This is a genomic window from Paenibacillus sp. JT31N17 (genome assembly GCF_056269255.1).
Window position 1 is genome coordinate 1,135,461 of sequence record NZ_JBWDNP010000001.1, and the last position, 26,938, is coordinate 1,162,398.

Here is a 26,938-nt window from a genome sequence, read left to right on the forward strand (position 1 = left end):
AGTGAGGACATTGGTCAGAGACACGACGCTGGGCTCCAGGGTGCTTGATATTGTTATCCATATCGTGATGGTTATTGTCGTTATCGCAACGCTGTTTCCCGTATTGAATATCGTGGCGGTGTCGCTGAGCGATCCGCAAAGCGTGGCCGGCGGGGAAGTCACGCTGCTTCCGAAGGGATTCAATTTAAGCGCGTACCATACCATTTTATTCGAAGACGTCCACATTCCGAGGTCATTCGTCAATTCGGTGGGCATCACTGTTGCCGGAACGATCCTGAACGTGATTCTGACGACGATTACCGCTTATTCCTTATCCAAAAAATATTTGGTGCTTCGCGGCTTCTTCATGACCTATGTCGTTATTCCGATGTTTTTCGGCGGGGGAATCATCCCCTTGTTCCTGGTCGTGAAGGCGCTCGGCATGGTGGGCTCCTATTCGGCGCTCATTATTCCCTATCTGATGAGCCCTTGGTGGCTGATCATCATGATTTCCTTCTTCCGGTCGTTCCCGGTGGAGCTGGAGGAGGCGGCCAGGATCGACGGCTGCAGCGACTTCGGCGCGCTGATTCGCATCGTGCTGCCGCTATCTGCCGCTCCGGTAGCCACCATTTCGCTTTTCTATGCCGTCTCTCACTGGAACTCGTTTTTCTCGGCGATGATGTTTTTGAATGATTTCCAAAAATACCCCCTCCAGCTTATATTGCGGGACATCGTGCTGGAGAACTCGCTGGCCGAGCAGCTGGCCGCTCAGGGGAACGTGACGCTGGCACAGGATGTTCAGTCGGCGATTACCCCGCAAAGCGTGCAGTATGCGACGCTTGTCATCTCCATTATTCCCATGCTGATCATCTATCCCTTCATCCAGAAATATTTCGTCAAGGGGATCATGATCGGCTCGCTCAAGGGCTAGGCCGCCCGTGTAAATTCGGAGCAAGTCTTCGCGGCTTATTCCGGACGCTTGGGGAGAAAGGGGGGATCGTCGCTTATAGCGGGAGCCGCCGATTCCGTGTCAGGATTGTGCAGCACTCCGGTGCGGCGGCGGGGAAGGACCATTCAAAGGGAAGTCGGGCATTCATTCCAATCAAAGAGAGGCGAAGAACAATGAGGAAAAGGAAATGGGTCACCACAGTGCTGGCCCTGTCGGCAATGATCGCAGTATCCGCATGCAGCTCGAATACGAATAACGGCGGTACGGGAGAAACCACCAGCCCTGCAAACGCCGCCTCGAATGCGGACAGCGCAGACCAAACGGTCAATCTTACGGTCGTCAGCCAAACCAAATACGCGCCAAACTCGGTTCCAAACGAATATACGAAACAGACCGGGCAGAAATTCAATATGAAATGGGATTATCAGGCGATCCCGCTTTCGGCCGGCATGGATAAGTACAATGTCATGTTCGTATCAGGCGATTATCCCGATTTTATCCCGAACATGAATCAATGGAATGCGGTCAAAAAATGGGCTGCCGCCGGCTATCTGCTGCCGATCGGGGACTACATCGACAAGCTGCCGAACTACCGCAAGCTGTACACCGACGACCAGTGGCAGATGCTCCAGGAATTCACGAATGTGAATGGAAAAGTGTATATGATGCCGTTTATTACGACGACCTTCGATCCGATGACCTGGATTTACCGCAAGGATGTGTTCGACAAGGCAGGCATCACGGCCTTCCCGAAAACGACGGATGAGCTGTACGAAGCGCTGCTGAAAATCAAGGAGCAAAATCCCGGCTTCATTGGAATCGGGGTGCGCGGAGGCGTCAAAAATCTGGAAATGGCGTTCGGCAATACGTTCCGCATTCCGCCGGATTTCGGAGGCTCGAATGGCTGGACCGGATTCTGGCATGATCCCGATTTTAACGGTCAGCTCGTGTTTGCCCCGGCAACCGACAAGCAGCGGGCGCTGCTCGCTTATCTGGCGAAGCTGTACAAGGCGGGCCTGATCCAGAAGGATTTCGCCACAGCAACCGAAGACCAGTTCAATCAGAACCGGCAAAACGGCAAGGACGTCATCGATTTCCAATGGGTGAGCCAAATCATCAGCCTGGAGAAAGACAATGCGGCCGCCGACTGGGAATATTCGTCTTACTTCGTCGAGGATCCGGCAAGCGGCAGGACGCCCGTCATGTTCAAGGGACCGGACTTCGCGCTGTTTGGCTCGATCTTCAGCAGCAAGCTGGCCGATCAGCCGGATAAGCTGAACCGTCTGCTCGAATACCTCGACTGGTCCGCGACGCCGGAAGGCACGCTCTTCAATCAGATGGGCGTAGAGGGCCTGACTTACGAGATGAAGGACGGAATTCCCGTCTACAAGGAGGGTCTGGACCGCAAGAAGGTGCTCGAGCAGTACGGATTTGACTATTACCTGACGAAGAACGACGATGCGCAGAAGGGCGACCCCGCCTTCCAGCTTGACCAGGAGGCGGCACCGGCCTTTAAAGCGATGGAGACGCTGTATGCGCAAAGCGCCAATCTGACCGAGGACGAGACGAATACGGTGAATTCGGTCATGACCGGCGTTTGGAGCGAAGCGGACCAGTTCGCGACGAAGGCGATCATGGGTGTTGCGGACATCAACAATGATGATGTCTGGAAGGATTATCTCGCCGATCTGAACAAGGTCGGTCTTGACAAGGCGATGGCCATCTATGAGAAAGCGATGAAATAAACAGAAGCGATCGATGAAGCAGGGCATTCGCTCCATTCGGGGGGATGCCCTGCTCCTTGGGACGAAATAAAGGCTGGAGAAAGAGGTGGAAGACTATGTCCGGCGGGAGACTGGAACGCAAGACGGCCGTCGTGACCGGTTCGGGTTCCGGTATCGGCGTGGCGATCGCCCTCCGCTTTGCCGCGGAAGGGGCTAATGTCGTAGTAAACGACATTGCCGATGCCGGTCGGGACGTTGCCGGCGAAATAGCTGCAGCCGGCGGCAGCGCGCTGTTCTTCAAGGCGGATCTGCGGCGGAAGAACGAAGCGGCTTCGTTGATGCAGGCGGCGTACGATCATTACGGCGCTCTGCATATTCTCGTCAACAACGCCGGAGTATCCGGAGGGAAGTCGGTCGTCTCGGCTGAGGATGAGGATTGGGACAGGATTATGGATATCAATCTGAAGGGGAGCTGGTACTGCAGCAAATACGCCATTCCGTTCATGATTGAGTGCGGCGGCGGGAGCATCTTGAACATCTCCTCCACGCATGCCTACCGCACGCAGGCGAATCATTTTCCGTACCATTCCTCGAAATCCGGCATGATTGCGATGGCCCACGGAATATGCGTCGATTTTGGCAGTCAGGGCATCCGGGCAAACAGCATATGCCCGGGCTTTATTGAGACGCCGCTCTCGGAAGCGCATATGCGGCAGTTTGCGAACCGCGAGGAGAAGACGAAGGCGATGCTTGCGACGTGTCCCATCGGCCGCTTCGGACAGCCGGAGGACGTAGCGGCGGCAGCCGTATTCCTGGCGTCGGACGAGGCCGCGTTCATTACCGGGACGACGCTTGTCGTCGACGGCGGCCGGTCCGCGCTGCAGAAGGCGGAATAAGTTCTGCATCCTGCTTGTGCCAATAGCTCGAAGCCCGGGCTTGGAACGGACATCAACGGGGCAGCAGGGCCAAGCGGATCCGGCGTATTGGCAGTATCAATTGGGGAAAATCAGAAGAAAGCGAAGCTGCAGGACAGAACAAGCGGCAATGAAGGAGGATATTAGAAGATGACTGCGAGTACGAATATTGAAACGGCCGGACGTTCCGACTGGTTCACGCATGACAGGTTCGGCCTGTTTATCCATTGGGGCTTGTATACGCTTGGCGCCCGTCATGAATGGCTCAAGTCGCGTGAATTCATGAGCACGGAGCAGTACGACAAGTATTTCCGGCGATTCGACCCCGACCTGTACGATCCCGAGCTATGGGCGCAGGCGGCGGCAGATGCGGGAATGAATTATTTCGTCGTGACGACCAAGCATCACGAGGGCTTCTGCCTCTGGGACTCGGAGCTGACGGAGTACAAAGCGACTCGCACTCCGGCGGGGCGCGATCTGCTGAGGCCGATGGTGGACGCTTTTCGCGCCCGGAATATGAAGACGGGCTTGTACTACTCCTTGCTCGACTGGCATCATCCGGATTACACCGTCGATGTCAAGCATCCGCTGCGCTATAACAGCGAATATGTCGCGCTGGACCGTGAGCGCCAATTTCAGCGCTATGTGGATTATATGTTCGGGCAGACGCGGGAGCTGCTTACCAACTACGGCCAAATCGATCTGCTGTTTCTCGATTTCTCCATTGCCGCCGAGGAAGGCTTCCCCGGCAAGGGCAAGAACGAGTGGCAGAGCGAGAAGTTCGTGCAGATGGTCCGCGGGCTGCAGCCGAACATTCTGCTGAACGACCGGCTGGAAGTGCAGGGCGACATCACCACGCCTGAGCAGTACATGCCGAAGGAGTGGGTGAAGGTGGACGGCCGTCCCGTCGTCTGGGAAGCTTGCCATACGTTCAGCGGCTCGTGGGGATATTACCGCGACGAGGAGTCGTGGAAGAGTGTCGATATGCTGGTCAAAATGCTGATCGAAAGCGTGAGCAAGGGCGGCAATCTGCTGCTTAATATCGGTCCCACGGGACGGGGCGAAATAGACGAGCGGGCACTGGACCGGTTGAAGGGAATAGGCGCCTGGATGAGACGTCACAGCCGGTCGATCTATGGCTGCACGGCCGCGCCGGAAGGCATTGAACCTCCAGACGATTGCCGGTTTACATATAATCCCGTGACCAATCGGCTTTACCTGCACGTATTAAGCTGGCCGTTCAAGACGATCCATCTGAAGGGCCTGGCGGGAAAAATCGAATATGCGCAGCTGCTTAACGACGCTTCGGAAATCCGTATGAAGCAGGGCGCAAGACAGAGCACGATGACAGCGGGAGCATTCAGCGAAGGCCGGGATGCCGGGACCGTCTCGCTGAGTATTCCCGTCAAGAAGCCTGATGTTGCGGTGCCGGTGATCGAGCTGTTTCTAAAGCCCGGGTTGTTTTGAGCTTATCTGCCGTCTGTCTTATAGAGAAAGGATTGGAAGGGAGTGGAGCGGTATGAAGGCCATACCGATCAAACCGGCTTATGAAATACAATGGCCGCTCGCAACTGGCCACTGCCATGAAGGGATGCCGCTGTCCAATGGCGTGTTCGGCGCCCTGGTCTGGTTTCAGGAGCAAACCGTCAGGCTCACCGTCAACAGGGCCGACTACTGGGATCACCGCGGAGGAACCGTCCGGGCTGATGATTGTACGTACGACCGCTTGAAAACGCTGCTGCAAAGCGGCGACTTCGAGGGTGCCCGCCGGCTCTATCCGACGATGGAGATGAACGGCAAAGAAAAACGGCCGACAAGGCTCGCGATGGGCCGGTACGACATTAAATTGCGGCCGGGAGTGAAGATTGAATCCGCCTCGCTCGTTCTGGATGAAGGAGAGGCAGTCATTCGCTGCCTCCTGGACGGGAAGGCGGAAACCATCCGCATCAGCATACCAATCGACCGGCCGGTACTGCTGCTGACGGCTGACGCGGGCATGGTTGAGTGCGTTGAGGCGATGCCATCCTATTCATTCGCGAAGGTCAAGGCCTATTTCGACGATTTTGGCATTCCGGCTCCGAATGTGCTGCATTTGCCGGACGGGAACGGATGGGTACAGGAGCTGCCGGAGGATCCGGCGTGCGCGGTATTGCCGGGGCTGTCAGGAAACCTGCTGGCAATTTCCGCCGAATACGGAGAAACAGCGGAACAGGCCGTCCAGGCGGCCCAGTCTCATCTGGATGCCGTCAAGCGGGCTGGCTATGAAGAAGCTTTATACGAAACGAAGCGGCATTGGCGCGCCTTGTGGGATCAGGCGGCTGACATCGTGCTGCCGGACCGCGAGATTGAGAACATGTACTATTTGGGAATATACCGGATGCTCGGATGCTCGATGCCCGGGAAGCTGGCCCCGACGCTTCAGGGTCCATGGGCCGAGGAGTACCGCAATCCTCCCTGGAGCTGCGATTACCATTTTAATATCAATGTCCAGGAATGCTTGTGGCCGGCATACGGCTCCAATTTGCTGGACAGCCTGAAGCCGCTCTTCAGGATGATCGACGGCTGGAAGCCCGTGCTGGGGTTGAATGCCAGGCAGTTCGCCGGCATTGACGACGGCTATATGCTCGGGCATTCCGTCGATGACCGCGGGCGGCCGGTCGGCGGGATGTGGACGGGCACGATCGATCAGGCGAACACCTCGTGGGTCGCGCAGATGATGTGGCAGTACGCCAGATATGCGGGCGACGAGGAATACCTCGTCAGCGAGGTGTATCCGTTCATGAGGAAAACACTCAATGTGTTTCATGCAATGATGGACAAGGAAGACGGGGTTTATTCGCTACCGGTGTCGGTTTCCCCGGAATACGGCGGATCATCGCCCAATGGGCTAGGACGCAATTCCACCTTCTTCCTCGTAAATGTGCGGTTCCTGTGCGAGAAGCTATTGGAGCTTGAGGACAAATACCGGCTGGACGCGGATTATGCGGCGTTCGTCGCCGACATTCGGACGAAGCTGCCCCCATACACGGCAGGACCGCGGCTGTATCAGGAGTTCGGGGGCAGGCCGGGCCTCGAGCTGTATCTGTGGGAAGGGCAGCCTCTGGCTGAATCCCACCGCCATCATTCGCATCTTGCCGGGATATTCCCGTTCGATACGATGGATCCGTCGGATCCGGAGCAGCGGGAGCTTATATCGAATTCCTACAAGTCGTGGGTCGATCGGGGGATGGGCCGTTGGGCAGGCTGGTCGATGCCCTGGGCTTCCATTCTGCACAACCGTCTGGGCAGCTCCGATATGGCGCTTATGTCGCTGCGTTTGCTGAGGGACGTTTACATGATGCCGGGGTACGCGACGCGGCACAATGCGAATTATAACGGATTTTGCCAATTTACCGGCGGCGATACCATGCAGGTCGAGGCATCGATCGCCGCAGCGGCTGCCGTTCTCGAAATGTATGTGCAGTGCGTTCGTGGGGAGGTACGCGTGTTCAGCGGGCTCGCCCAGCGCTTCGGGGACGCTTCGTTCTCCGGCATCCGCGCGGAAGGCGCGTTCCTGCTGTCGGGCTTGAAGGAAGGCGGCAGGGTCCGTTCCGTCACGGTGTTCAGTGAACGGGACGAAACGCTGCGGCTGGTCAATCCGTTCGAGGGCAGGGCGAATTGGCATCGGGACGGCGTTATGGCCGGGACCGAGGAGAAGCGGATCGTGCTTGCGCTTCGTGCCGGCGAAACCGTGATATTCGAGGGAGCAGCCCAATAATAGGAAGGAGGACAATTATGGTGCAATTACCGTCTCAGCCGGAGCGGCAGCCAAAGCTTGGCATCCAGGGTCCGGTCGTGGCGTGGCAGGATCCGTGGGCAGGGGAGGCTTCCGACCGGATTATGCGCACCGGAACGGGAAGGATTTATCTGTCACAGGATCCGGCGCCGACTGGGGAAGAGTTTGTCAGGGCTCTCCGGAGTTTGGGCGCGGATTTCTATGTGCACCATATGCTGCCGGGGCTGGAGGGCCATACGGATATGCTCCGCGACATGGTCCGGCTCGGTATGGACGTCTGCCTCGGCAACGAATACGGCAATATCAACGGTCCATGGACGGAAGGGACGAACCGCTGGGATGTGCCGGATGAAGCCATATTGGAAGCGGCCCGGAGCGGACGGCTGATCGGGCTCCTCTACGATGAGCCTGAGCATCTGCAAATCAATGCAAGGCAGTACCGGAAGGACGGCTGGTTCCCGCATTGGGGAGCGACCGACGGGATGGGACTTGAAGAGTCGTATACCCATGTGGTGAAAGAGGTCAGCCGCCGGACAGAGCATGTCCGGCAGCTGCTGGCGGAGCAGGGTCTGGATGCCAGAGCGGCACCGCTTGTATCGGAGCATGTGTTTCCGGTCCTGTTTCATGCGAAGGCGCGGGCCGGCATGGCCGTATGTCCGAAAATCATGAAGGAATCGTTTCAGCCGCTCCAGCTGGGAACCGCACTGGGGGCCGCGAAGCAATACGGCTGTCCGATGTGGATCTGCGCCGATTTGTGGGGGCCTGACATCGGTCATTGGTTTACCCGCATATCGGGCTTTCCCGGCCATTCGCCGGAGGAGTTCGAATCGGCTCTGCGGATGGGATACCTGATGGCCCCGACGCATCTCTTCACGGAGAACGTCGACGTGCTGCTGCACCGCATGGACAACCGGTTTGCCCTGACGGAATTCGGCGAGGTATGGGAGCGGTTCGTCAAGGATTATGTACCCAATCATCCGCTTGCCTGGCGGCACAGCCAAGCCGATGCGGATATTGCCGTCATTGTCTCGGAGGACAGCAACTACGGCCAGAACGACCGCTTGTACGGCAACCGGGAGCTTGCCGCGCCGCAGACGTCGGCAAGCCTGTTCGCGGTATGGCATCTGCTCAGCCACGGGACGATCCCGCCGCACGGCAGCTGCATGCATATCCCCGGTTATTCGTTTCCGCGTCATGAGCTGAAGATGCGGATACCGCCCGCGAACTATCCGCTCCCCGGCGGCTGCGCGGAGCTGCCGCAGACTTCCATGCATCCGCTGTTCCATCCCGTGAACAATGTCCTTGTCTTCGACGAGCATGTCCGGGATGAGCAGCTTGGCAGCCCGAAGCTGATTATCGCGGCAGGTTCCCGGCTCTCGGCCGGTACGCTTGCGGCAATCAGACGCCGATCGGAGGAGGGTGCCGTCGTCATCGCCGCCGAGTGGCTTTTCCCCGCTTCCATGAAGGAAAGCCGGCGCTTCGCGAACGGCGGCGTATGGCTTGCCGCCAGGGATTTTCTGAGCGATGACGTGCGCGAGCTTGCCGCCCCCTATCTGGGGACAGCAGACTGCTGGCGCCAGCGGTTTGGCGATACCGAAATCCGTTTCTGCAAAGCGGATGAGACCGGGCGGACGCTGCACGCCGAAGTGCATACCGCCAAATAGTGATTTTGTTGAGATCAAGACGTAACTAGACGCAGCCGATGCGGGGAATCGAATAAACCGGCCCAAATGTTGGATCCTGGCCGGTACGGAAGTTCAATTATAACGCTGGAGGTTAGGCATGCAGAAGGTATATCTGAACGTACAGGACAATGCTTCGCCGCGACTGATTCACGGCTTGAAGCTGTTGATGGAAGGTCTGCAGGATTGCGGCTATCGGGCAGAGCGGGCGGACGCGCCATGGACGGCCTATTCATACCGGGAGCAGCAGGGAATCAAGATTTATGTCGGCAGCCGGGAAGAGTCGGCGTTCATCCGCGCGCTGGAGGAACAGGAGGTTCTCATTTATCATTCGGAAGCGCCGGGCAAGGAAGGCTTCTACCTGGCGACGCTCCCGGGGAATATTGTTGTCGTGGCGGGAGGAGGAGATACCGGGGCTTTGTACGGCGCACAGGAGCTGGCGCGGCAAATCCGCAGGGCCGGGCGAATTCCGGAGCTTCTCGCGCAGGGCGAAACGCCGAAATTCAAGCTTCGCGGGCCGGTGCTGGGCCTGCAGAAGACGCTGATCGAGCCGCCGCGCCGAACCTATGAGTACCCGATTACGCCGGAGCGCTTCCCGTGGTTTTATGATAAGGACATGTGGCTGGACTATCTGGATATGCTTTGCGGGCAGCGGAGCAACGTCGTCTATATCTGGTCGGGACACCCGTTCGCTTCGCTGGTGAAGCTTAAGGACTATCCGGAGGCGCTGGAGGTTACGGAGGAGGAGTACCGGCTCAATGTTTCGATGTTCCATTGGCTGACGGCCGAGGCGGACAAACGCGGTATTTGGGTCGTATTGAATTTCTATAATATTCATATTCCCCTCCCCTTTGCCGAGAAGCACGGGCTCGATCTGCATCAGCCGAAACCGCTCCCGATTACCGCGGATTATACGCGCAAATCCATCGCCGAATTCGTCCGGTCGTTCCCGAACGTCGGCATCATGCTTTGTCTGGGCGAAGCGCTTCATGGGGGCGTATACGGCTCCGAATGGTTCAGGGATACGATTATTGCCGGAATGAAGGAGGGGCTCAAGGATGTGAGCGTGAAGGAGAATCCTCCGATTATTCTCAGGGCGCATGCGGTCAAAGCCGAGCCGATTATCGAGGAGGCGCTGCCGCTGTACTCGAATCTGTATACCGAAGCGAAATACAACGGGGAATCCTTGACGACCTGGACGCCGAGAGGCGGGTGGGTGGAGACGCATAATAATCTCAGCTCCATGCAGTCGGTCCATATCGTCAACATTCACATTCTGGCGAATCTGGAGCCGTTCCGCTATGGTGCGCCGTCCTTCATTCAGAAGAGCATGCAGGCGGCGAAGCACCGGCAGCAGGCGAACGGCCTGCATGTTTACCCGCTGTTCTATTGGGACTGGCCGTACAGCGCGGATAAGGTAACGCCAAGACTCAAGCAGGCGGACCGCGATTGGATCTGGTACGCCGCCTGGGCTCGATATGCCTGGAATCCGGACCGCGATGCGGAAACCGAACAGTATTACTGGACAGATGAGCTGGCCGACAGGTTTGGTTCACGGGAAGCGGGAGCCGCTCTGCTGGAAGCCTATGATGCGTTTGGCGAATGTGCGCCCCGGCTGCTGCGCCGGTTCGGCATTACGGAGGGCAACCGGCAGACGCTGTCGCTCGGCATGACAATGAGCCAGCTGACCAATCCGGACCGGTACTCGCCCTACAAGGCGCTGTGGGAGGACCATGCGCCGCAGGGCGAGAGACTGGAGCTATACGCCGAGAGGGAGGTCAAGGGAGAGCCGCATATCGGGGAGACGCCGCTTGATGTGGTGGAGGTGGCCGAGATGTTTGCCGATATCGCCTGGAAGGCGATTGTACGGGCACGTCCTCACGTCAGCCGCAACGCGGAGGAGTTCGAACGAATCGCGAATGATATTGAGGCGATCCGATACATGGTCTCCTCATACGGAACCAAGGTGCGGGCCGCCGTCAAGGTGCTGCTGTTCAAGAATACGGTCAACGGCAGTTACACGGAGCGGGTGGACATATTGGAAGAGGCTGCGGTCTATTTGAAGGAGAGCCTGGAGTGGTACCGGAAGCTGACGGACTTGACCGGGAAAACCTATCTGTATGCAAACAGCATGCAGACGCCGCACCGCAAAATTCCGGTTCCGAACGGGCAGAAGTATAAGCACTGGACGGATTGTCTCCCCGTATATGAGAACGAATTCAACCATTTTACCGCCCGCGTGAATGACTTGAAGGCCGGGAAGCTTCCGATGAAGGTGACAAGCGAGGAAACAATCGAGCCGTACCGGCAGGCAGCCTTCACGCTGCTGTCTCCGCATGCCGAAACGTATACAGTCCAAAAAAACAGCTGCCTGTTTACCGACGGGGATGTGTTTGCGCAAAGCTGCGCAGAGGAGCTGGGCGGACTGACCGGAATCCGGTTCAGCCGCGAAGAGTCGGCAAAGAAGGGCATTGCCGTCGAGTTTGAAATAAACGTGCCGGCCCGCGTGCTTGTGGGGTACTTCAACTCGGCAGAGCAGCAATGGCTGCAGGTTCCGACGCTTGACGAGAATACGCATGCCGACGACCGCGGAGGCCTCGCGCCGCTGCTGCGCAAGGGCGTGAAGCCGGGCTTCTACCCGAGCGTCAACGTTCATGCATTCCTGTATGAAGCCGGGCGGCATACGCTTAATCTCGGCAAAGGCGCTTATACGATTCTCGGCATCATCCCGGCCGACCAGCCTGTAAATGAGCGGGACGTATCCCCGCTAAGCGAGAGCACCCGTTCCCTGGATTGGTTGTACGGCTGAACCTATTACGCAATGGAGGTGAATGGACACGATGCTAAAAAAATACCGTTTGGGCGTCATAGGACTTGGGGAAGGGCGCAGCATTCTGTCAGCGGCGATCCAAAGCGACCGTTGGGAGCTTGTCAACATGTGCGATATTAATGAAGAAGCCTGCAAAACCCGCGCCGGAGAATTCGGGCTGGACCGTTACACCCTTGACTACGCGGAATTGCTGAATGATCCGGATATTGATGTCATCGCGATATACACGCCCGACCAGCTGCATGGCAGTCATATCAAGCAGGCACTGGATGCAGGCAAGCACGTCATCGTGACCAAGCCGATGCTGACTTCGCTGGATGAGGCCCGGGAGCTGCTCAAGAGTGCGGAGGCGTCCGGAAAACATCTGTTTGTCGGGCAAAGCAGCCGCTTCTTCGAGCCGATGCTGCATCAGCGCAGCGACTTTCTGGCCGGCCGTCACGGCGAAATCGATACGGTCGAGACGTATTATATCTCGGACTCCCGATGGTTTCTGAAGAAAGGCTGGAGCCGGCAACAGGGCTTCAGCTGGATGTACAACTTTATGATTCACGCGGTGGATCTGGCTGTCTGGTATTTGCCGGATATTGAGGAGGTATTCGGCTATGGGCATTCCAGCACGACAAACAGGGAGTTCGGCTTGACCGTACCCGACACGATGCGATTCCTCCTGAAGGACACAGCGGGACGCATCGCCCAGGTGAGCGGCTCCTATACGAAGCCGGCGCTCCGCAACGTCGATCCGGGAATCAGCTGCACGCTGCGGGGAACGAAGGGAACAAGCCGCGCGGTCTATTCCAAGCTGCTGTACCATACTCATTTTCCGCCGGAGCCGGCTGTTACGCATTCGTTCGAAGACAAGCATCCGTACTATTTCCGGTTCGAGCGGGAGAGCCATCATGCGGGCGAGTATCAGAATTACATTGAATATTTTGCGGAGTGTCTGGATAAGGGCGAGGTGCCGAAGCCTGATCTGCAAGAAGGCTGTCATACGCTGGCAATTATGGCGGCCATGGAACGAAGCATGGAGCTTGGCGCCCCTGTGAAGGTGAAAGACATCTTGAAGGACTATGCTCTTGCATAGCGAAAACTATTTTCAGTAAAAGAGGCGTGAGCGATTACGCCTCTTTTTTGACGATTGAATCTCTGATTCCCTGTCCATACGACGGGGATTTGCGGAATTCTCCGGGCGTAATGCCGGAAAATTTTTTGAACATCCGGTTGAATGAGTTCATATTCTGGTAGCCCGCCTTGCGGGCGACTTCCTGGATTTTGCAATTGGAATAAAGAAGCATTTCTTTGGCTTTGCGTATCCGCAGGTCGTTCAGGAAGTCAATGAAGTTAACCCCCGTTTTATCCTTGAAGTAGGTCGATAAGTAACCGCTCGTGATGCCGAGCTTGTCGGCGATCAGGTCCAGCGTAATATCTCCGTCATAATGCTGCTCCAAATATTCCACCACGAAAGCCGTGATCGGATCACGTTCCCCCTTCTTCTTGTTAACCAGATCTGTCGCCGCTCTCAGAAATTCATCGAGAAAGGAAGAGAGCTGTTCATAGCTGTAGCAGCAGCTCAGCCGTTCCTGCAGCGGGACCGGCGTCGTCAGATGATGGAAGGCAACGTGCATGCTGGTGAGCGTCTTCACCGTTTTCTGGATAATTTCTTCTGCAAAGTGGTAAAACTGGGCGGACGAAGCCGACCGTTTATTCAGCTGCAGCAGCAGACGCTGTACGATCTGAAGCGTTTCGCTCTCGTTGCCGGCTTGTAAATTCAAGTAAAACTCCTGCTCCTGCTGCGGCGACAGCAGCATGGGCGCAGGCTCCGCCGCTTGCCCGCTTGTAATGATTTGGGTATCTCCGTTGAGGCTGCGCTGCCTGATCAGACTGAGCGCTTCCTCGTACGCCTCGGTCATTGGCGCCGCATGGGCATACAGCGAGCTGACCGCGATCGTAATGAAGCCCTCCTCCTTGTCGATTTCAAACACCTGCTTCAACTTCTCAAGCAGGCCTTGCAGCGCCGGCTTGTCCGTTTCATCCATAAAAACAAACGACAGCACCTGATTGGTTTCGATTTGGAAGGTGAGCGGCTCCCGGAAATGCAGCTTGAAGTTGTAATCGACAAACTCCTTCACATAATACGCCCAATTTTGCTCCGTCCGCCTCCAGTCGCCGCTGCGCCCCTTATACGTTAATTCGAAAACAACGAATACAAACGGCTGGTCCGTAAAGTCCATCTCGATGTTATTGTGGATTCTTTTCAGGCTGCTGATATAGGCGAAGCTCTTCAGCTGCGAATTTTTATGGTTCAAGTCTTTGTGAATATTATTGATCTGACTGCTGATCGTATTGAATTCACTGATCCGGCTGCGTATCGGAACGAGCGCGTTAAGCTGTTTAATCGACTGGATTATGCGCTGGATTGGATTGTTGAAGCTGATGCTGAACAATAGCGAGGTGACGATACTGATGCCGATTGTGAAAATGAGCAGGGTTACAAGGGATACGTTGAGCCGTACCTGGGACGCCACATAGGCATCGGGAACGACGTTTACATACGTAAGCCCCGATAAGGAGCCTTTCTTATAGAAGAAATAGTAATTCCCCTTCTTGAGGTAGGTCTTGGTGTTATCGAATGCCGGCAAGGACCCGATATCGGAGGCTGACGAGGAGGAGAACAGCTTTCTGCCCCTGCCGTCGAGGATGAAGAAGTTGTCGTTGATGGACAAGTGAAAAGCCTGGAACATTTTCTGTACATCCAGAAAGGCGGCCATATAGAAATCCTGATACAGGCTTGCTTTCACCACGACCGGGATTTGCTGTCCAAGCGGGTTGTATTCGCCCTGGAAGGGGATTTCATAGAAGGAAGCGGGCGGGTATACCTCGAAGCGTGTGTCTTTATCAAACTGCCTGCTCCAAAATTCGGACGGGTAGTCGAAGCTGGCGTAAAATTTGCTGAAAAACGTGCTGTCTTTCGATACCGAGCTCTTGTCCAGCACCAGCGAGGTTTTCTTGTAATAGAGAATAACGTTGTTTACGTACAGGAGGGGATTCAGGGTCATTTGGCGAATGTCCTGCACCGTTTTGGCTGCCGTGTCGTAATTAACGGACTGCTGATCAAAATAAATCTGCTGCACGTTCTCATTAAAGAAGAAGGTGAGCAGCTGGTTGCGGATCAGCTCGAATTCTTTCTCATAGCTGTCAGTTGTCGTCGTCAGGTTCAGCATATTGTAGTTGATAATTTCGTCGTGGATCTTGTTCTTGGAGAAGGTCATCGAGAAGAAGTTGAAGGACACCAGCATGACGATCACGATTAAGAAGCTTGTGAACAGCCTGATAAATAACGAATTCGCTTTTAATTTCAGGAAAGGTTTTATCAGCTCCACGCAAAACCCACCCTTCAACTTAATTTAGTACAAAGTATACCATAGGAAGAAAAATTTGCGGATCCTCTCTTTTACGAAAACTTCACTATTTTGCGGATTTTCCGCAATAGAGAGAATATTCCGAAATAGAGACGATAGGCGCCAGGCTCCCTGGTGCGTACAATCGAGGTACATGCACGCTGCAGTCCGCAGCGTTATGAAGGTCATGCGAAAGGGGAGGTAACGCAGCATTCCTGGGCTTCGGTCAGCGCTGCCGCAGCGGAGTGACGCCCGCAATTGGCAGTAACGGAAAATGAGATTTTAGTCTGAAAGATGAGGTGACGATAGCACAATGTCCAAAATTCGATTTGCTGTAGTAGGCGCAGGGGTTATCTCTCCCTTTCACGCCAGAGCGATTGCTCACCATCCGGAAGCGGAGCTTGCGGCTATATCCGACGTCGTACCGGATAAAGCCCGGCAAATGGCCGGGGAATACGGCATTCCGAACGTATATGCCGATTATGAAGAGCTGCTGAAGCGCGACGATATCGACATCGTGTCAGTGTGCGTACCAAGCGGCATGCATGCGGAGATTGCGATCGCAGCAGCGCAGGCGGGGAAGCATATCCTGTGCGAGAAGCCGCTTGACATTACGAAGGAGAAGATGTCGCAGATGATTGACGCCGCCCGCCGCTATAACGTGAAGCTGGGCTGCGTCTTTCAACGCCGGATTATGCCATCGGTAGCTGCGGCGCGTCAGGCGATTGTCGAGGGCAAGCTCGGCAAGCTGGTGCTTGGCGATGCCTATCTCAAATATTACCGGAGTCCGGAATACTACAAAAGCGCAGGCTGGCGTGGGACATGGCAGTGGGACGGCGGAGGCGCGCTCATGAATCAAGGGGTGCACGGCATCGATGTGATCCAGTATTTGATGGGAGGCGCGGCTTCCGTATTTGCCTATGCCGCACCGCTCGTGCGTGATATCGAGGTTGAGGACACGGCAGTAGCCGTATTGAAGTACAACAACGGTGCGTTCGGCGTCATTCAGGGCACAACGTCGGTGTACCCGAATCAGGAAACGCGCTTCGAGCTGCACGGCGAGAAAGGGACGATCATCGTGGGCGACAGCGGCATCCTGCAGTGGAAAATGATGGATACGGAGCAGGCTCCGCATGTAGAATCACTGGCAACCATGGGACGCACGAAGCCGGAGGATATGTCGTCTGACGGACATTATATCTTTGTCGACGATATTCTAAGCGCGGTGAAATATAACCGCGAGCCGCTCGTGAACGGAGAGGAAGCCAGGAAATCGGTTGACCTCATTCTGTCCATTTACGAATCGGCAAGAACAGGAAGAGAGATCAAACTTAACTAAAAAGACAAGGAGTGAGCCGTTTGGAGAAGCTGTTGAATATCGGTATGATTGGCCTCGATACGTCGCATGTAACGGCTTTTGCCAGACTTCTGAACGATCCAGGCCAGCAGCACCATGTCCCTGGAGGACGTGTGACGGCTGCTTTCCCGGGAGGCTCGCCTGATTTTGAGATGAGCTGGTCACGGCTGCCGGGCTTTAAGAAAGAGCTTGTTGACGCTTACGGCGTCAATATTGTGGAATCCCCCGAGCAGGCTGCCGAGCAGAGCGACGCGGTGCTGCTGCTGTCCGTGGACGGCCGCGTTCATCTGGAGCAGCTGCGGCGGATCGCCCCCTTAAGGCGGCCGGTCTTCGTCGACAAACCGTTTGCCGTGAGCTCGGAGGATGCCCGCAGGATGGCTGAACTCGCCGCCGAATACGGATTTCCCCTGATGAGCTGCTCGGCGCTGCGGTATGCCGAAGCACTCAGCCAGGCGCTTCTGGCTGAAGGGGAGGGAAGCATCATTGGCGCCGATTATTATGGTCCGATGGAAATCCAGCCTACTCAGCCGGGATTTTTCTGGTACGGCATTCATACCGCAGAGATGCTGTACCGCACGCTTGGAACGGGATGCGCCCGGGTGACGGTAACGACGAACGACGATCACGACCAGGTGGTCGGAGTGTGGGCGGACGGCAGAGTCGGGACGATTCGCGGCAACCGCAAAGGGAACAAGACGTTCGGCGGGCTGGTGCATCGCGAGAAGGGCACAACCTTCGTCGACTACAACGCTTCAAGCAAGCCCTATTACGCCAGTCTGCTTGAACATGTGATGGAGATGTTCAAGGGAGGCAGCCCCGACGTCGGCGTCCTGGAGACGCTGGAAATCATCCGTTTTCTCGAAGCCGCCAATGAAAGCCGCGCAAGCGGGTTGACGGTGGCATTATGAGGCGGTTTCGTCTGGGCATATTGACAGATGAGGTGTCCCAGGACGCAGGCGAAGCGATAGCCTTCGCCAAACAGTACGGACTGGAAGCGATAGAGCTCCGCTCAGTAAGCGACAAGCCTGTTCACGAGCTGGATGATGAGGCGATCAGGGCTGTCAAGGCTCTGGCGGATAACAGCGGCCTTGCGGTCTGCGCGCTGTCGGCTCCGATTTTCAAATGTGAATTGGACGACGCGGCCGAGGTAGAGCGGCATATCGCCTTGGCGCAGCGGTATATCGCCATTGCCAGTCAACTGGAGGTGAAGCTGGTGAGAGGCTTCAGCTTCTGGACGAGCGCTCCATTCGAGGAGGCGCTGCCGAGGGTCGCCGAACAGATCAAGCGGATTGCGCCCAGCTTCGAACAAGCGGGCATTACATTCGTGCTGGAGTTCGATCCCGGTGTGCACGCCTGTAATGCGCGCAAGGTCGGCCTGCTCGTCGACGCCGTTGCCTCCCCTGCCGTGAAGGCGCTCTATGATCCGGGCAACGACATGTGGGACCCGGACGGCGAGCTCCCTTACCCGGACGGTTATGATCATTTGGCGGGGAAAATTGGCCATATACATCTCAAGGATGCGGTGAAGACAGCAAATGGCGTGGAGGCGGTAGCTATCGGGACAGGGCAAGTCGATTACAGGGCATTGTTCCGGAGGCTGGCCGAGGACCGGTATGAAGGCTGCGTCATGGTCGAGACCCACTACCGCCTGCACTCGAAGCTGACCGAGGAACAGCTGAAGCGCCCCATGGGCAATTCGTTCTCGGACGGCGGCAGGGAAGCCTCCGCGCAGTGTGTTGAGAGCCTGCTTGCTCTGCTTGGCGAACTCGGCATGGAACAACGAGCCGGAAGGTGACAAGCGATAAGCCAATGCCTCAAATTCGGATATGCTCCCGTGAAAGTGAGCGGCAGCTGCAGGAGTGGTTACTTAACCGGCAGCAAGAAGCTTGGCACAGCTGCAGCGGCACAGGCGGCAGGAGCAGCTTCGATGATTATCGCAGCGTCTTCTCCGCACAATGAGTTCCTGGCAATCGAGGAGGAGCATTCATCAACGTAAAGGGAGGAAAGCATATGGAGCAGGTCAAACCGGCGGATCAATCATGGACGGTACCCGCTTCGCAGCGTGGCGGGAGGAGCCTATTCTTCAAGAGGCTGAACCAGAGCAAATACCTGCTGCTGTTATTCCTGCCTTGTCTTGTGTATTATATCCTGTTTAAATATTTGCCGATGTTCGGCCTCGTTATCTCTTTTAAGGATTACAATCTGTTTAAAGGGGTTTGGGCCAGCGACTGGGTGGGGCTGAAGTATTACCATATGTTTTTCGAAAGCCCCGAATTCTTCCAGCTGTTCCGCAACACGTTCCTGCTTGGCGTCTTCAACGTCGTGTTTGGCTTCCCGATGCCGATTATCCTGGCGCTGTGCCTGAACGAAGTCAAGCAGGTGCTGTTCAAACGGTTCGTGCAGACCGTAAGCTATGTGCCTCATTTTATTTCTAATGTTGTGGTCGTCGGGATGGTCGTTATGTTTCTGTCCCCCACAACCGGCATCGTCGCCCACTTCGTGAAAATGTTCGGCCTGCAGCCAGTGAATTTGCTGGTGCAGCCGGAATGGTTCCGCCCGATCTATGTGCTGGCCGATATTTGGCAGCATGCCGGGTGGGGGTCCATTATTTTCCTTGCCGCGCTCACCGCGATTGACCCTCAGCTGTATGAAGCGGCGGAGATTGACGGGGCCGGCCGCTGGAAGCAGCTCTGGAATGTGACGATTCCGGGCATCACCCCGGCCATCGTCATTATGCTGATTCTGAACGTCGGCCATATTATCGACATCGGCTTCGAGAAGGTGTTCCTGCTGATGAACCCTGCCACGTATGAGACCGCCGATATTTTCAGCACGTTCGTGTACAGGACGGGCTTGACGCTGGGCAATTACAGCTACGGCACGACGGTAGATTTGTTTACGGGTATAATCAGCCTGTTCTTCATCTATACGGTCAATTATATAAGCCGCAAAATCAGCGAAACGAGCTTGTGGTAGAGAGGGGGAGTAACCTGTGAATCGCAGCTGGTCCGTATCCCGTGTGTTGGTTGTTATTTTCTTGCTTGGCGTCATTCTTGCCACGGTCTATCCCTTTCTTTATATGATCTCGGTTTCGCTAAGCAGCGACGTGTATGTGATCAAGAACCAGATCAATTTTTTGCCGCGCGGGCTTAACCTGCGTGCCTATGATGCCGTGCTGACCGATCCCCGGCTGTGGTCGTCATACCGCAATACGATCCTGTATGCAGCAGTCGGGACGCCGCTCTCCCTGCTGGTTACGGCGGCGGGGGCGTATGCGCTGGCCAAGAAGGAAATGGTGTTCCACAAATCGTTCACCATGCTCGTCGTCTTCACCATGTTCTTCAACGGGGGGATGATTCCCACCTTTCTCGTCGTCAAGAGCCTGGGCCTGGTAGACACGTTCTGGTCGATGATTGTCCCGACGGCGATCAGCACGTGGAATTTGATCATTATGCGCACCTTCTTTCTCGGCCTGCCGAGGGAGGTAGAGGAATCGGGAAAAATCGACGGCCTGAACGATATCGGCATCTTCGTGCGCATCGTGCTGCCGTTGTCCACCGCTTCTCTCGCGACGATCGGGCTATTCTACGCCGTCGGCATCTGGAACAATTTTTACTCGGCTCTGCTGTATTTGCGCAACGACCAGCTGTATCCGCTTCAGGTGGTGCTGCGCAATATCGTCATGGCTTCGCAGATGGTCACAAGCGGCGGCACCAATGTGGGAGACAACCAGGTTCTGGACGAGCCGCTCAAGTATGCGACCATTATCGTTTCAACGGTTCCCATCCTGCTGGTTTATCCGTTTCTCCAGAAGTATTTTGTCAAGGGAGCCTTAATCGGTTCGGTGAAGGGGTAGAGGTGCAGATGAAACCAAAAAGGAGATTGATCGCGATGAAGAAGATGAAGATGTGGGTACTGGCCGCCGCGCTCACGACGGCCATGCTGGCAGGCTGCGCCAATCAAAGCGGGAGCAACGAACCATCGTCCGGCAACGCGGCGGCGCCAGGCAATGACAACCCGGCAGCTGCCCCCAAGGAGCAAACGTTCACGTTCCTTGATTATTCCAATGCCAGCTGGCCGTACAACAAGGATTGGCCGGTATGGAAATACATCAAGGAACATACCGGGGTCACGCTGGATGTGCAGGTTCCTCCCGACGCGCAGCTGGACAACGCGCTTAATCTGACCGTGGCATCAGGCGATATGCCGGATATGCTGTATACGCAAAACAAGCAGACAGCCGATAAATTCGGGCAGCAGGGGGCGCTTGTCAACATCCTGGATTACCTGGACGAGATGCCCAACCTGAAAAATTGGATGGAGCAGTTCCCGATCGATTCGCAGAACGCCATGTCCGCCGACGGCAAAATGTATATTTTCCCGAATAACGGCATCGGCGAAACCAACCGGATGAACTGGATGTACCGCGCCGATATTTTCGAGGCTAACGGTCTGACCGCGCCGGCGAACTGGGACGAGCTGCATGCCGCTCTGAAGAAGCTGAAAGAGGCGTATCCGGACAGCTTCCCCATGGCATGGCGGCAGGGGCTCCAGTATTTGCGCAACTTTGCTCCGGCATTCGGCACCAACAGCAACGACGGCACCAATGATGTGTATTTTGATTTCGACAAGAAGGAATGGCGCTACGGACCAATCGAAGACAACTTCAAGACGATGATTACGTATTTGAACACCTTTTATAAAGAAGGGTTGATACCGCCCGATTTCCTGACCATCGACACGAAGCAGTGGCAGGACCTCATGTCCACCGACCGCGCTTTTGTCACCGCCGACTATATCAGCCGCGTCGACTTCTTCAATCTGCCGATGCGCAAGCAGAATCCGCAGTACAACCTGCTGTTCATGCCGACACCGGCAGGCTGGCCGGGCGGTCCGCAGAAAAATGCTTATACGCAGTTCCTGGAGAATGGCATAATGGTGACGACGACTTCGAAAAAAATTAAAGAAATCATGCATTATATGGATTTCTTCTATTCCGAGGAAGGCAAGACGCTGGTCAGCTGGGGTAAGGCTGGCGAAACGTACAAGGACGACAACGGCGAGAAGCAATTTACCGGCGGCTATACGGATGTGTCCGACATGCGCAAGAAAACCGGTCTCTCCACGGACGGAACGTATACGTGGTTCGATTATGACGCGCATCTCTCGCTTTCGTCGCCAGAGCTTCAGGATGCCTACGAGCAGGCGCCCAAATATGACAGCGAGCAGCAGCCGCGGCCCGCGATGACGCAGGAGGAGCTGGAGACGATTTCGACCGTAGGCCAAACGCTGCAGAAAACCCGCGACCAGAATCTGGCCAAATTTATTACCGGCCAGCGGAATTTGAGCGAATGGGACAGCTATGTGGAGGAATTAAAAGAGATCGGCGTCGACAAAATCGTCAGTGTTTATCAAACGGCCTATGACCGTTCCCAGAGCGCCCAGAAATAAGACGGAGAACTGCACAAGCCTGCAAGCTGTATGCCCAGCGCCAATCCGGTGCTGGGTTGTTTTGAATTCTCTTGAGGCAAGGTGTGAACAAGGTAATGGAGAGGGTGATAACTGTTGGAGAAAGGTCAATACAATGTGACCGGCAAGGAGAAAACGTTAACGCTCATTCCATCTGCCTCCTCCAAATGGACCGTGCTGCTGATCGTCAACATGGGTACATTCATGTCCACTCTGGATGTCGGCATCGTTAATATCAGCATGCCGACAATGTCACTGCAGCTTGGAATTTCCCTGGCTCAAATCCAGTGGATCGCGACCAGCTACCTGCTCGTCATGGCCGCGCTGCTGCCTTTCTTCGGAAGATTGTCAGACATCTGGAGCCGGAGAAAGGTATATAGCCTCGGCTTCCTGTTGTTTACCGCAGGGTCTTTATGCGCAGCTCTGTCTTCCGGTCTTGCCGCGATCATCGCTTCCCGCTGCCTGCAGGGCATCGGGGCGGCAATGATCATGGCCAACAGCCAGGCGATGGTACGCCAGGTGTTCCCTGAGCATGAACGGGGACGCGCGCTCGGACTTAACGCCGTTGTCATTGCCGCGGGAACATTAATGGGTCCGGCTGCAGGCGGCCTCGTGCTCAGCTGGACCAGTTGGCAGTGGCTGTTCTGGATCAACGTCCCGATCGGTCTGTCAGCGTTCCTGCTCGGTCTGCGCCTGTTTCCCCGCGAGAGCGTCAGATCCGCCGGCGCCCGCCTGGATATTGCCGGAACGCTGCTTCTGGCGCTGGGCACCATACTGCTGCTGCTTGCCGCCGACACCGCCAGCGGCAGCTCATCCCCGATGGCTGCGCTCGAGGCTGCGGGGGGCGCCGCCGTGTTGATTGTGCTGGCGTTGTACGGCAGACGCGTCCAATCCGGCATTCTGGACCGCGCCCTGCTGAGCGTGCGGACGGTGAGGCTCGGCAACCTCAGCTCGTTTCTCATCAATATGGCGCTGAGCGCCTCGCTGATCCCGATCGCCTTTTATCTGCAGGGGCCGTTAAGCTTGCCGGTAGCCGCTGCGGGCGGAGTGCTCATGGCGCAGCCGCTGCTGGTGGGAATTGTCGCTCCTTTTGCCGGTTCATTCCGCGACAGGCACGGCAGCCTGATGCCGATCGCTGGCGGAGCGGCCTGCTGTGCCTTGTCCATGCTGTTCATCGCATGCATGCCGCAAATAACCGTGTGGACGATTGCCTTGCAGCTGGTTTTATTCGGCATCGGCACAGGGCTGTTCCATTCCGCGAACAACGCCGATATCATGAGCGCAGCGCCGGACGGCAAGATCAGCCTGGCGGGCAGCCTGCTGGCCATGGTCCGTTATTTCGGGCAAATCGCCGGAATCGGCCTCGCCGCTTTGCTGCTGGGGCAATTGAATCTGGAGGCCGGGGCCTCCGTAAAGGGCGAGCTGCGCTTGAGAATTTTGTTCGGATTATGCTTTCTGGCTTGCCTGGGAGCCGCGATTGCCGCTTACCGGCTGCGTCACCCGCGTGTTATTAAAAGGTGAAGATTAATATATATAAGGAGACAGGCTGGCCAGGCTTTGAAAAAACCAATAAATCCGCCAAAATCGCACTATTAAGGGATAAGGTAAATAATTGTCCATTGAAGTCCGACGACTGACGGGAATAGAATCAAGCTGTGTAGCATGAAGTGCTAAAGGAGGACGTGCGGTATGAAATCTTACTTGTATCGTCTGATCTGGCTCGGCTGTCTATCCGTCTGTCTGCCCCTTGTGCTGGCCAGCATCGTCTATTACAACACTTCAATGAAGCGGGAAATTGCACATATTCAGACGAATAACCAGGATTCGCTGGACATCATTGAACGGTTTATCGATGATGCCATGTTCGATGTGGTGGAGGATTTGTCCAAGAGCGCTTTGGAGCCTGCCATTTACGAATCCTTTTTAACGCTGGATGAACCATCGAGAGTCCAGAACAATATTTCCATATTGACGGAGGTCTCCGCGCTGCTTAACCGCAACAAGTTCATCAAAAACGTATACTACATGAACATGAATTCAAGGCTGATCCTATCCAGCGAGCAGGCTAATGTGCATGAGTCGTATTTCAAGTATAGAGATGATCTGGCTGTTCTGGGCAATATTCATAAGAGCGCATATTGGCGATATCTTCCGGCAAGCCAAAGAGACGGTTATATCTCATTAATTATGACATTGCCCACAACGTCGCTGAATCCTCAGGGAATGCTTGTGGCCCAAGTGGAAGTCGAACAAATAAATAACTATCTTTCCACGATTTTGTCGCTCACCCGCAACGAGTCCCTATTTGTTGTGAACAGGTCAGACCAGATCTTGTTTCAATCCAACAAGCAGACCAGCGCTGACAATCTGGTGGGCGAGGAGGTCACGCGTTCGATCGCCACCAGCCGGCTGCAATCGAGCAATGCCTCGGTTATGGATGTCAATGGAAACGAATACTTTTATTCCTATCGAAAGTCCAGTCTTGGGATTACGTACGTGTCCATTATTTCCCGCTCCGAGATTGTAAAGGATCTGCGCTGGATATTCTGGACAACGATTTTTGCGGTTACGATATTTCTGGCGATGGGCATTATTCTGACTATTTTCAACTCCAGGCGGGCTTACCATCCGATTGGCCAATTAGTAGACTTCGGCAAACGGCTGAGCAAAAACAAGATCGGCATTCACAAGGAAGAAATATCGTTTATTGGCGAATGCCTTGAATATTTTAACAATCAGCTCCAATTATCGAGCGCGCGGATCGCCAGATCGGAGCTCTCCCTGATCGAAAAATTCATGCAGCAGCTGTTGGAAGGAGATTATTTGTCCCCGGGCACCTTGCACAAAGACTGCAGTGAATACGGCATTCATGCCGACTGTACCTATATTGTGCTGCTCGTCAGAGTTGAGGATTTCGGGAAAAGCGGACGTTTTCAGTCTAAGGATAAACCGCTGCTGATCTACGCTTTAACGAATGTGATGAATGAGCTGATGTCTCAGAAGGGATACGTCCTGCATGACTTCCGCGGCTATGGCATAGCTGTTTTATGCTTCGATCGCGACGCTGCGCCGGATTTTGTGCTTCAAGAAGCCGGAAAGTATGCCGGAAGGGTTCAGTCCGCTTTGCAAACCTACCTGAATATCCGTGCATCCATAGGCATTGGGAGGTCTTATCCGCATATAGCGGATATCGCATTGTCCTACCGTGAAGCTCAGCTTGCCTTGCAATTTCGTTTGCTGAAGGATTCGGAATCCATTCTCTCTTATGATGACAGCTTGACTGACAAGCAGACGTTTCCCAAGTATCCGCATGAGATTGAATCAATGATTACGGAAGCGCTGTTTAACGGCGACTCCGCCCAATTTGAGCAAGGAGTACGGGAATTCAACGAAACCGTAATCAGAACGGAGTCCTACTATTTCGTTTACCAAAGCTATCATGTTCTGCTGGCTGCCCTTGTGTCTTCGGCGGAGAAAAAATGCGGCACAGCGCTGGGTATATTGGAATATGATCTGTTTGATCAATTGAGAACGTATCAGAGCTCGGAAGACATATGCTTATGGTTTATCGACTCGGTGCTGCCTTTGTATCTGAAGATCATGAGAGAGAGCAATAATACGGCAGGCAAGGCAGCAGTGAAGGAAGTGTGCAGATATATAGGCGAGAATCTGGAAAAAGATATTTCCCTGACGGAATGCTCTTCCTTGTTCCATATCAATGTCTCCTATTTGAGCCGGTTGTTTAAAAAAGAAACAGGTGTTTCCTTTCATGATTATCTGACCCAATGCAAGTTAAAGGAAGCCACAAGGCTGCTGCTCGACAGCGACCAAGCCATCAGTCAAATCGCCGCAAAAACAGGGTTTTCGCACCGTTCCTTCAATCGCGTCTTCCAGCGGTTATTCGAGATGTCGCCCAGCGATTACCGGAACCATCACCGTTAGGCTGGCTTTATCCTTTGACCGAGCCGAGCATAACGCCTTTGGCGAAATACTTTTGCAGGAACGGGTAAACGATCAGAATCGGCGCCATCGCGAAGGTTACCGCGGCCATACGGACGGTTTCCAAAGGGGGAATGCCGTCTGCGGCTGTCCCGGAAGCGCCGAGCGGTGTGGAATCCAGCACAAGCGCTTTAATCAGGACCTGTAATGTCCACTTGTTGGCGTCGGATATATAGATCAGGGCATTAAAATAAATATTCCACTGCGAAACGGCAAAAAACAGAGTGAAGGCTGCAATGGCGGGCATGGACAAGGGGAGAACAATTTTGAAAAATATGCCGACATCATTGCTTCCGTCAATCTTTGCCGATTCCTCAAGCTCTGGAGGCAGTGAATCCAAGAAGCTTTTAACGACAATCAGCGTCCATGCATTGGTCAGATTGGGCCAGATCAGCGACCAGTACGAATTGAGCAGGCCGAGACTTTTCACAACCAGATAGTTCGGCACGATGCCTGCGTGAAAAACAAGTGTAAAGATGACGAAGCCAAGTATGATTTTTCTTCCGTCCAGATCTTTCCTCGTCAGTCCGTAAGCCATTGTAAACGTAACGGCAACCTGCAGAATGGTGCCTACCACTGTAATAAAAGCCGTGCTCTTGATGGAATTTATAAAGCTTTGCGTAGACAAAATGTATTGATAAGCATCAAGTGACCATCTGGGAGGAAAAAGATAAAATTTCAAAGGCACATAAACGGCAGGTTCCGTGAATGAAACGCTGAAAATATAGATAAACGGAAAGATGCATATCAAGGAGAGGGCAGTCAGCACACTGTAGTTGACCCAATCTGCTGCTGTCAGCCTTTTTTTGTAAACGAAGCTCATCCAATCCACCTTCTTCGCGTTAAATGGTTGATCCATGAAAAA

19 protein-coding genes are annotated in these 26,938 nt (G+C 55.0%); 17 read left to right on the plus strand and 2 right to left on the minus strand.

All coding sequences use genetic code 11. The annotated features are described in order from the left end of the window. Positions 1–10 precede the first annotated feature (10 nt). From AC0YOB_RS04870 to AC0YOB_RS04905, 8 genes are all read left to right on the plus strand, one after another. Positions 11–910, plus strand: coding sequence for a carbohydrate ABC transporter permease (locus tag AC0YOB_RS04870; protein WP_475791801.1), 900 nt, complete (start codon positions 11–13; stop codon positions 908–910). Positions 911–1,101: 191 nt separating this feature from the next. Next, positions 1,102–2,673 carry an extracellular solute-binding protein gene (locus AC0YOB_RS04875; RefSeq protein WP_475791802.1) on the plus strand — a complete coding sequence of 524 codons (1,572 nt, stop codon included), beginning with the start codon at positions 1,102–1,104 and terminating at the stop codon, positions 2,671–2,673. 95 nt (positions 2,674–2,768) lie between these two features. Beyond that, complete coding sequence (locus AC0YOB_RS04880; protein WP_475791803.1) at positions 2,769–3,548, plus strand: SDR family NAD(P)-dependent oxidoreductase; 780 nt, start codon at positions 2,769–2,771, stop codon at positions 3,546–3,548. Positions 3,549–3,716: 168 nt separating this feature from the next. Further along, a complete protein-coding gene (locus tag AC0YOB_RS04885) occupies positions 3,717–5,033 on the plus strand; it encodes an alpha-L-fucosidase (protein ID WP_475791804.1) in 1,317 nt (438 codons plus the stop codon). 52 nt (positions 5,034–5,085) lie between these two features. Beyond that, the gene (locus AC0YOB_RS04890; RefSeq protein ID WP_475791805.1) at positions 5,086–7,323 is read left to right on the plus strand and encodes a glycosyl hydrolase family 95 catalytic domain-containing protein; all 2,238 of its coding nucleotides are present in this window, start codon (positions 5,086–5,088) and stop codon (positions 7,321–7,323) included. 17 nt (positions 7,324–7,340) lie between these two features. After that, positions 7,341–9,005, plus strand: coding sequence for a hypothetical protein (locus AC0YOB_RS04895; protein WP_475791806.1), 1,665 nt, complete (start codon positions 7,341–7,343; stop codon positions 9,003–9,005). A gap of 118 nt (positions 9,006–9,123) precedes the next feature. After that, on the plus strand, positions 9,124–11,832 hold the full coding sequence (locus AC0YOB_RS04900) for a beta-N-acetylhexosaminidase family protein (RefSeq protein ID WP_475791807.1): 2,709 nt from the start codon (positions 9,124–9,126) through the stop codon (positions 11,830–11,832). A 31-nt stretch (positions 11,833–11,863) separates the two neighbouring features. Beyond that, positions 11,864–12,934: a Gfo/Idh/MocA family protein gene (locus tag AC0YOB_RS04905; protein WP_475791808.1), complete on the plus strand. Its 1,071-nt coding sequence runs from the start codon at positions 11,864–11,866 to the stop codon at positions 12,932–12,934. A 34-nt stretch (positions 12,935–12,968) separates the two neighbouring features. On the opposite strand, the gene AC0YOB_RS04910 is transcribed toward AC0YOB_RS04905, so the two are convergent. Next, positions 12,969–15,230, minus strand: a complete 2,262-nt coding sequence (locus tag AC0YOB_RS04910) for a helix-turn-helix domain-containing protein (protein ID WP_475791809.1) — start codon at positions 15,228–15,230, stop codon at positions 12,969–12,971. Between the two features lie 331 nt (positions 15,231–15,561). Between AC0YOB_RS04910 and AC0YOB_RS04915 the strand changes: the two genes are divergently transcribed. The 9 genes from AC0YOB_RS04915 to AC0YOB_RS04955 all read left to right on the plus strand — a co-directional run bounded on the left by AC0YOB_RS04915 (position 15,562) and on the right by AC0YOB_RS04955 (position 26,016). Next, the gene (locus AC0YOB_RS04915; protein ID WP_475791810.1) at positions 15,562–16,587 is read left to right on the plus strand and encodes a Gfo/Idh/MocA family protein; all 1,026 of its coding nucleotides are present in this window, start codon (positions 15,562–15,564) and stop codon (positions 16,585–16,587) included. A gap of 11 nt (positions 16,588–16,598) precedes the next feature. Continuing rightward, positions 16,599–17,513: a Gfo/Idh/MocA family protein gene (locus tag AC0YOB_RS04920; RefSeq protein ID WP_475791811.1), complete on the plus strand. Its 915-nt coding sequence runs from the start codon at positions 16,599–16,601 to the stop codon at positions 17,511–17,513. Then, on the plus strand, positions 17,510–18,400 hold the full coding sequence (locus tag AC0YOB_RS04925) for a sugar phosphate isomerase/epimerase family protein (protein ID WP_475791812.1): 891 nt from the start codon (positions 17,510–17,512) through the stop codon (positions 18,398–18,400). Before AC0YOB_RS04920 ends, AC0YOB_RS04925 begins: the two co-directional genes overlap by 4 nt. A gap of 39 nt (positions 18,401–18,439) precedes the next feature. Then, the gene (locus tag AC0YOB_RS04930) at positions 18,440–18,601 is read left to right on the plus strand and encodes a hypothetical protein (RefSeq protein ID WP_475791813.1); all 162 of its coding nucleotides are present in this window, start codon (positions 18,440–18,442) and stop codon (positions 18,599–18,601) included. Positions 18,602–18,615: 14 nt separating this feature from the next. Next, positions 18,616–19,581 carry an ABC transporter permease gene (locus AC0YOB_RS04935; RefSeq protein WP_475791814.1) on the plus strand — a complete coding sequence of 322 codons (966 nt, stop codon included), beginning with the start codon at positions 18,616–18,618 and terminating at the stop codon, positions 19,579–19,581. A 16-nt stretch (positions 19,582–19,597) separates the two neighbouring features. Beyond that, positions 19,598–20,461, plus strand: coding sequence for a carbohydrate ABC transporter permease (locus AC0YOB_RS04940; RefSeq protein WP_475791815.1), 864 nt, complete (start codon positions 19,598–19,600; stop codon positions 20,459–20,461). Positions 20,462–20,496: 35 nt separating this feature from the next. After that, positions 20,497–22,056 carry an extracellular solute-binding protein gene (locus AC0YOB_RS04945; RefSeq protein ID WP_475791816.1) on the plus strand — a complete coding sequence of 520 codons (1,560 nt, stop codon included), beginning with the start codon at positions 20,497–20,499 and terminating at the stop codon, positions 22,054–22,056. A gap of 114 nt (positions 22,057–22,170) precedes the next feature. Continuing rightward, the gene (locus AC0YOB_RS04950) at positions 22,171–23,595 is read left to right on the plus strand and encodes an MFS transporter (protein ID WP_475791817.1); all 1,425 of its coding nucleotides are present in this window, start codon (positions 22,171–22,173) and stop codon (positions 23,593–23,595) included. Positions 23,596–23,763: 168 nt separating this feature from the next. Further along, positions 23,764–26,016 (plus strand): helix-turn-helix domain-containing protein, encoded by a 2,253-nt coding sequence (locus tag AC0YOB_RS04955; protein WP_475791818.1) that lies wholly within the window; start codon positions 23,764–23,766, stop codon positions 26,014–26,016. A gap of 7 nt (positions 26,017–26,023) precedes the next feature. Here the strand turns inward: AC0YOB_RS04955 and AC0YOB_RS04960 are convergent, their stop codons facing one another. Further along, entirely contained in the window at positions 26,024–26,932 is a 909-nt protein-coding gene (locus AC0YOB_RS04960; protein WP_475791819.1) for a carbohydrate ABC transporter permease, read from the minus strand. Between the last annotated feature and the right edge of the window lie 6 nt (positions 26,933–26,938).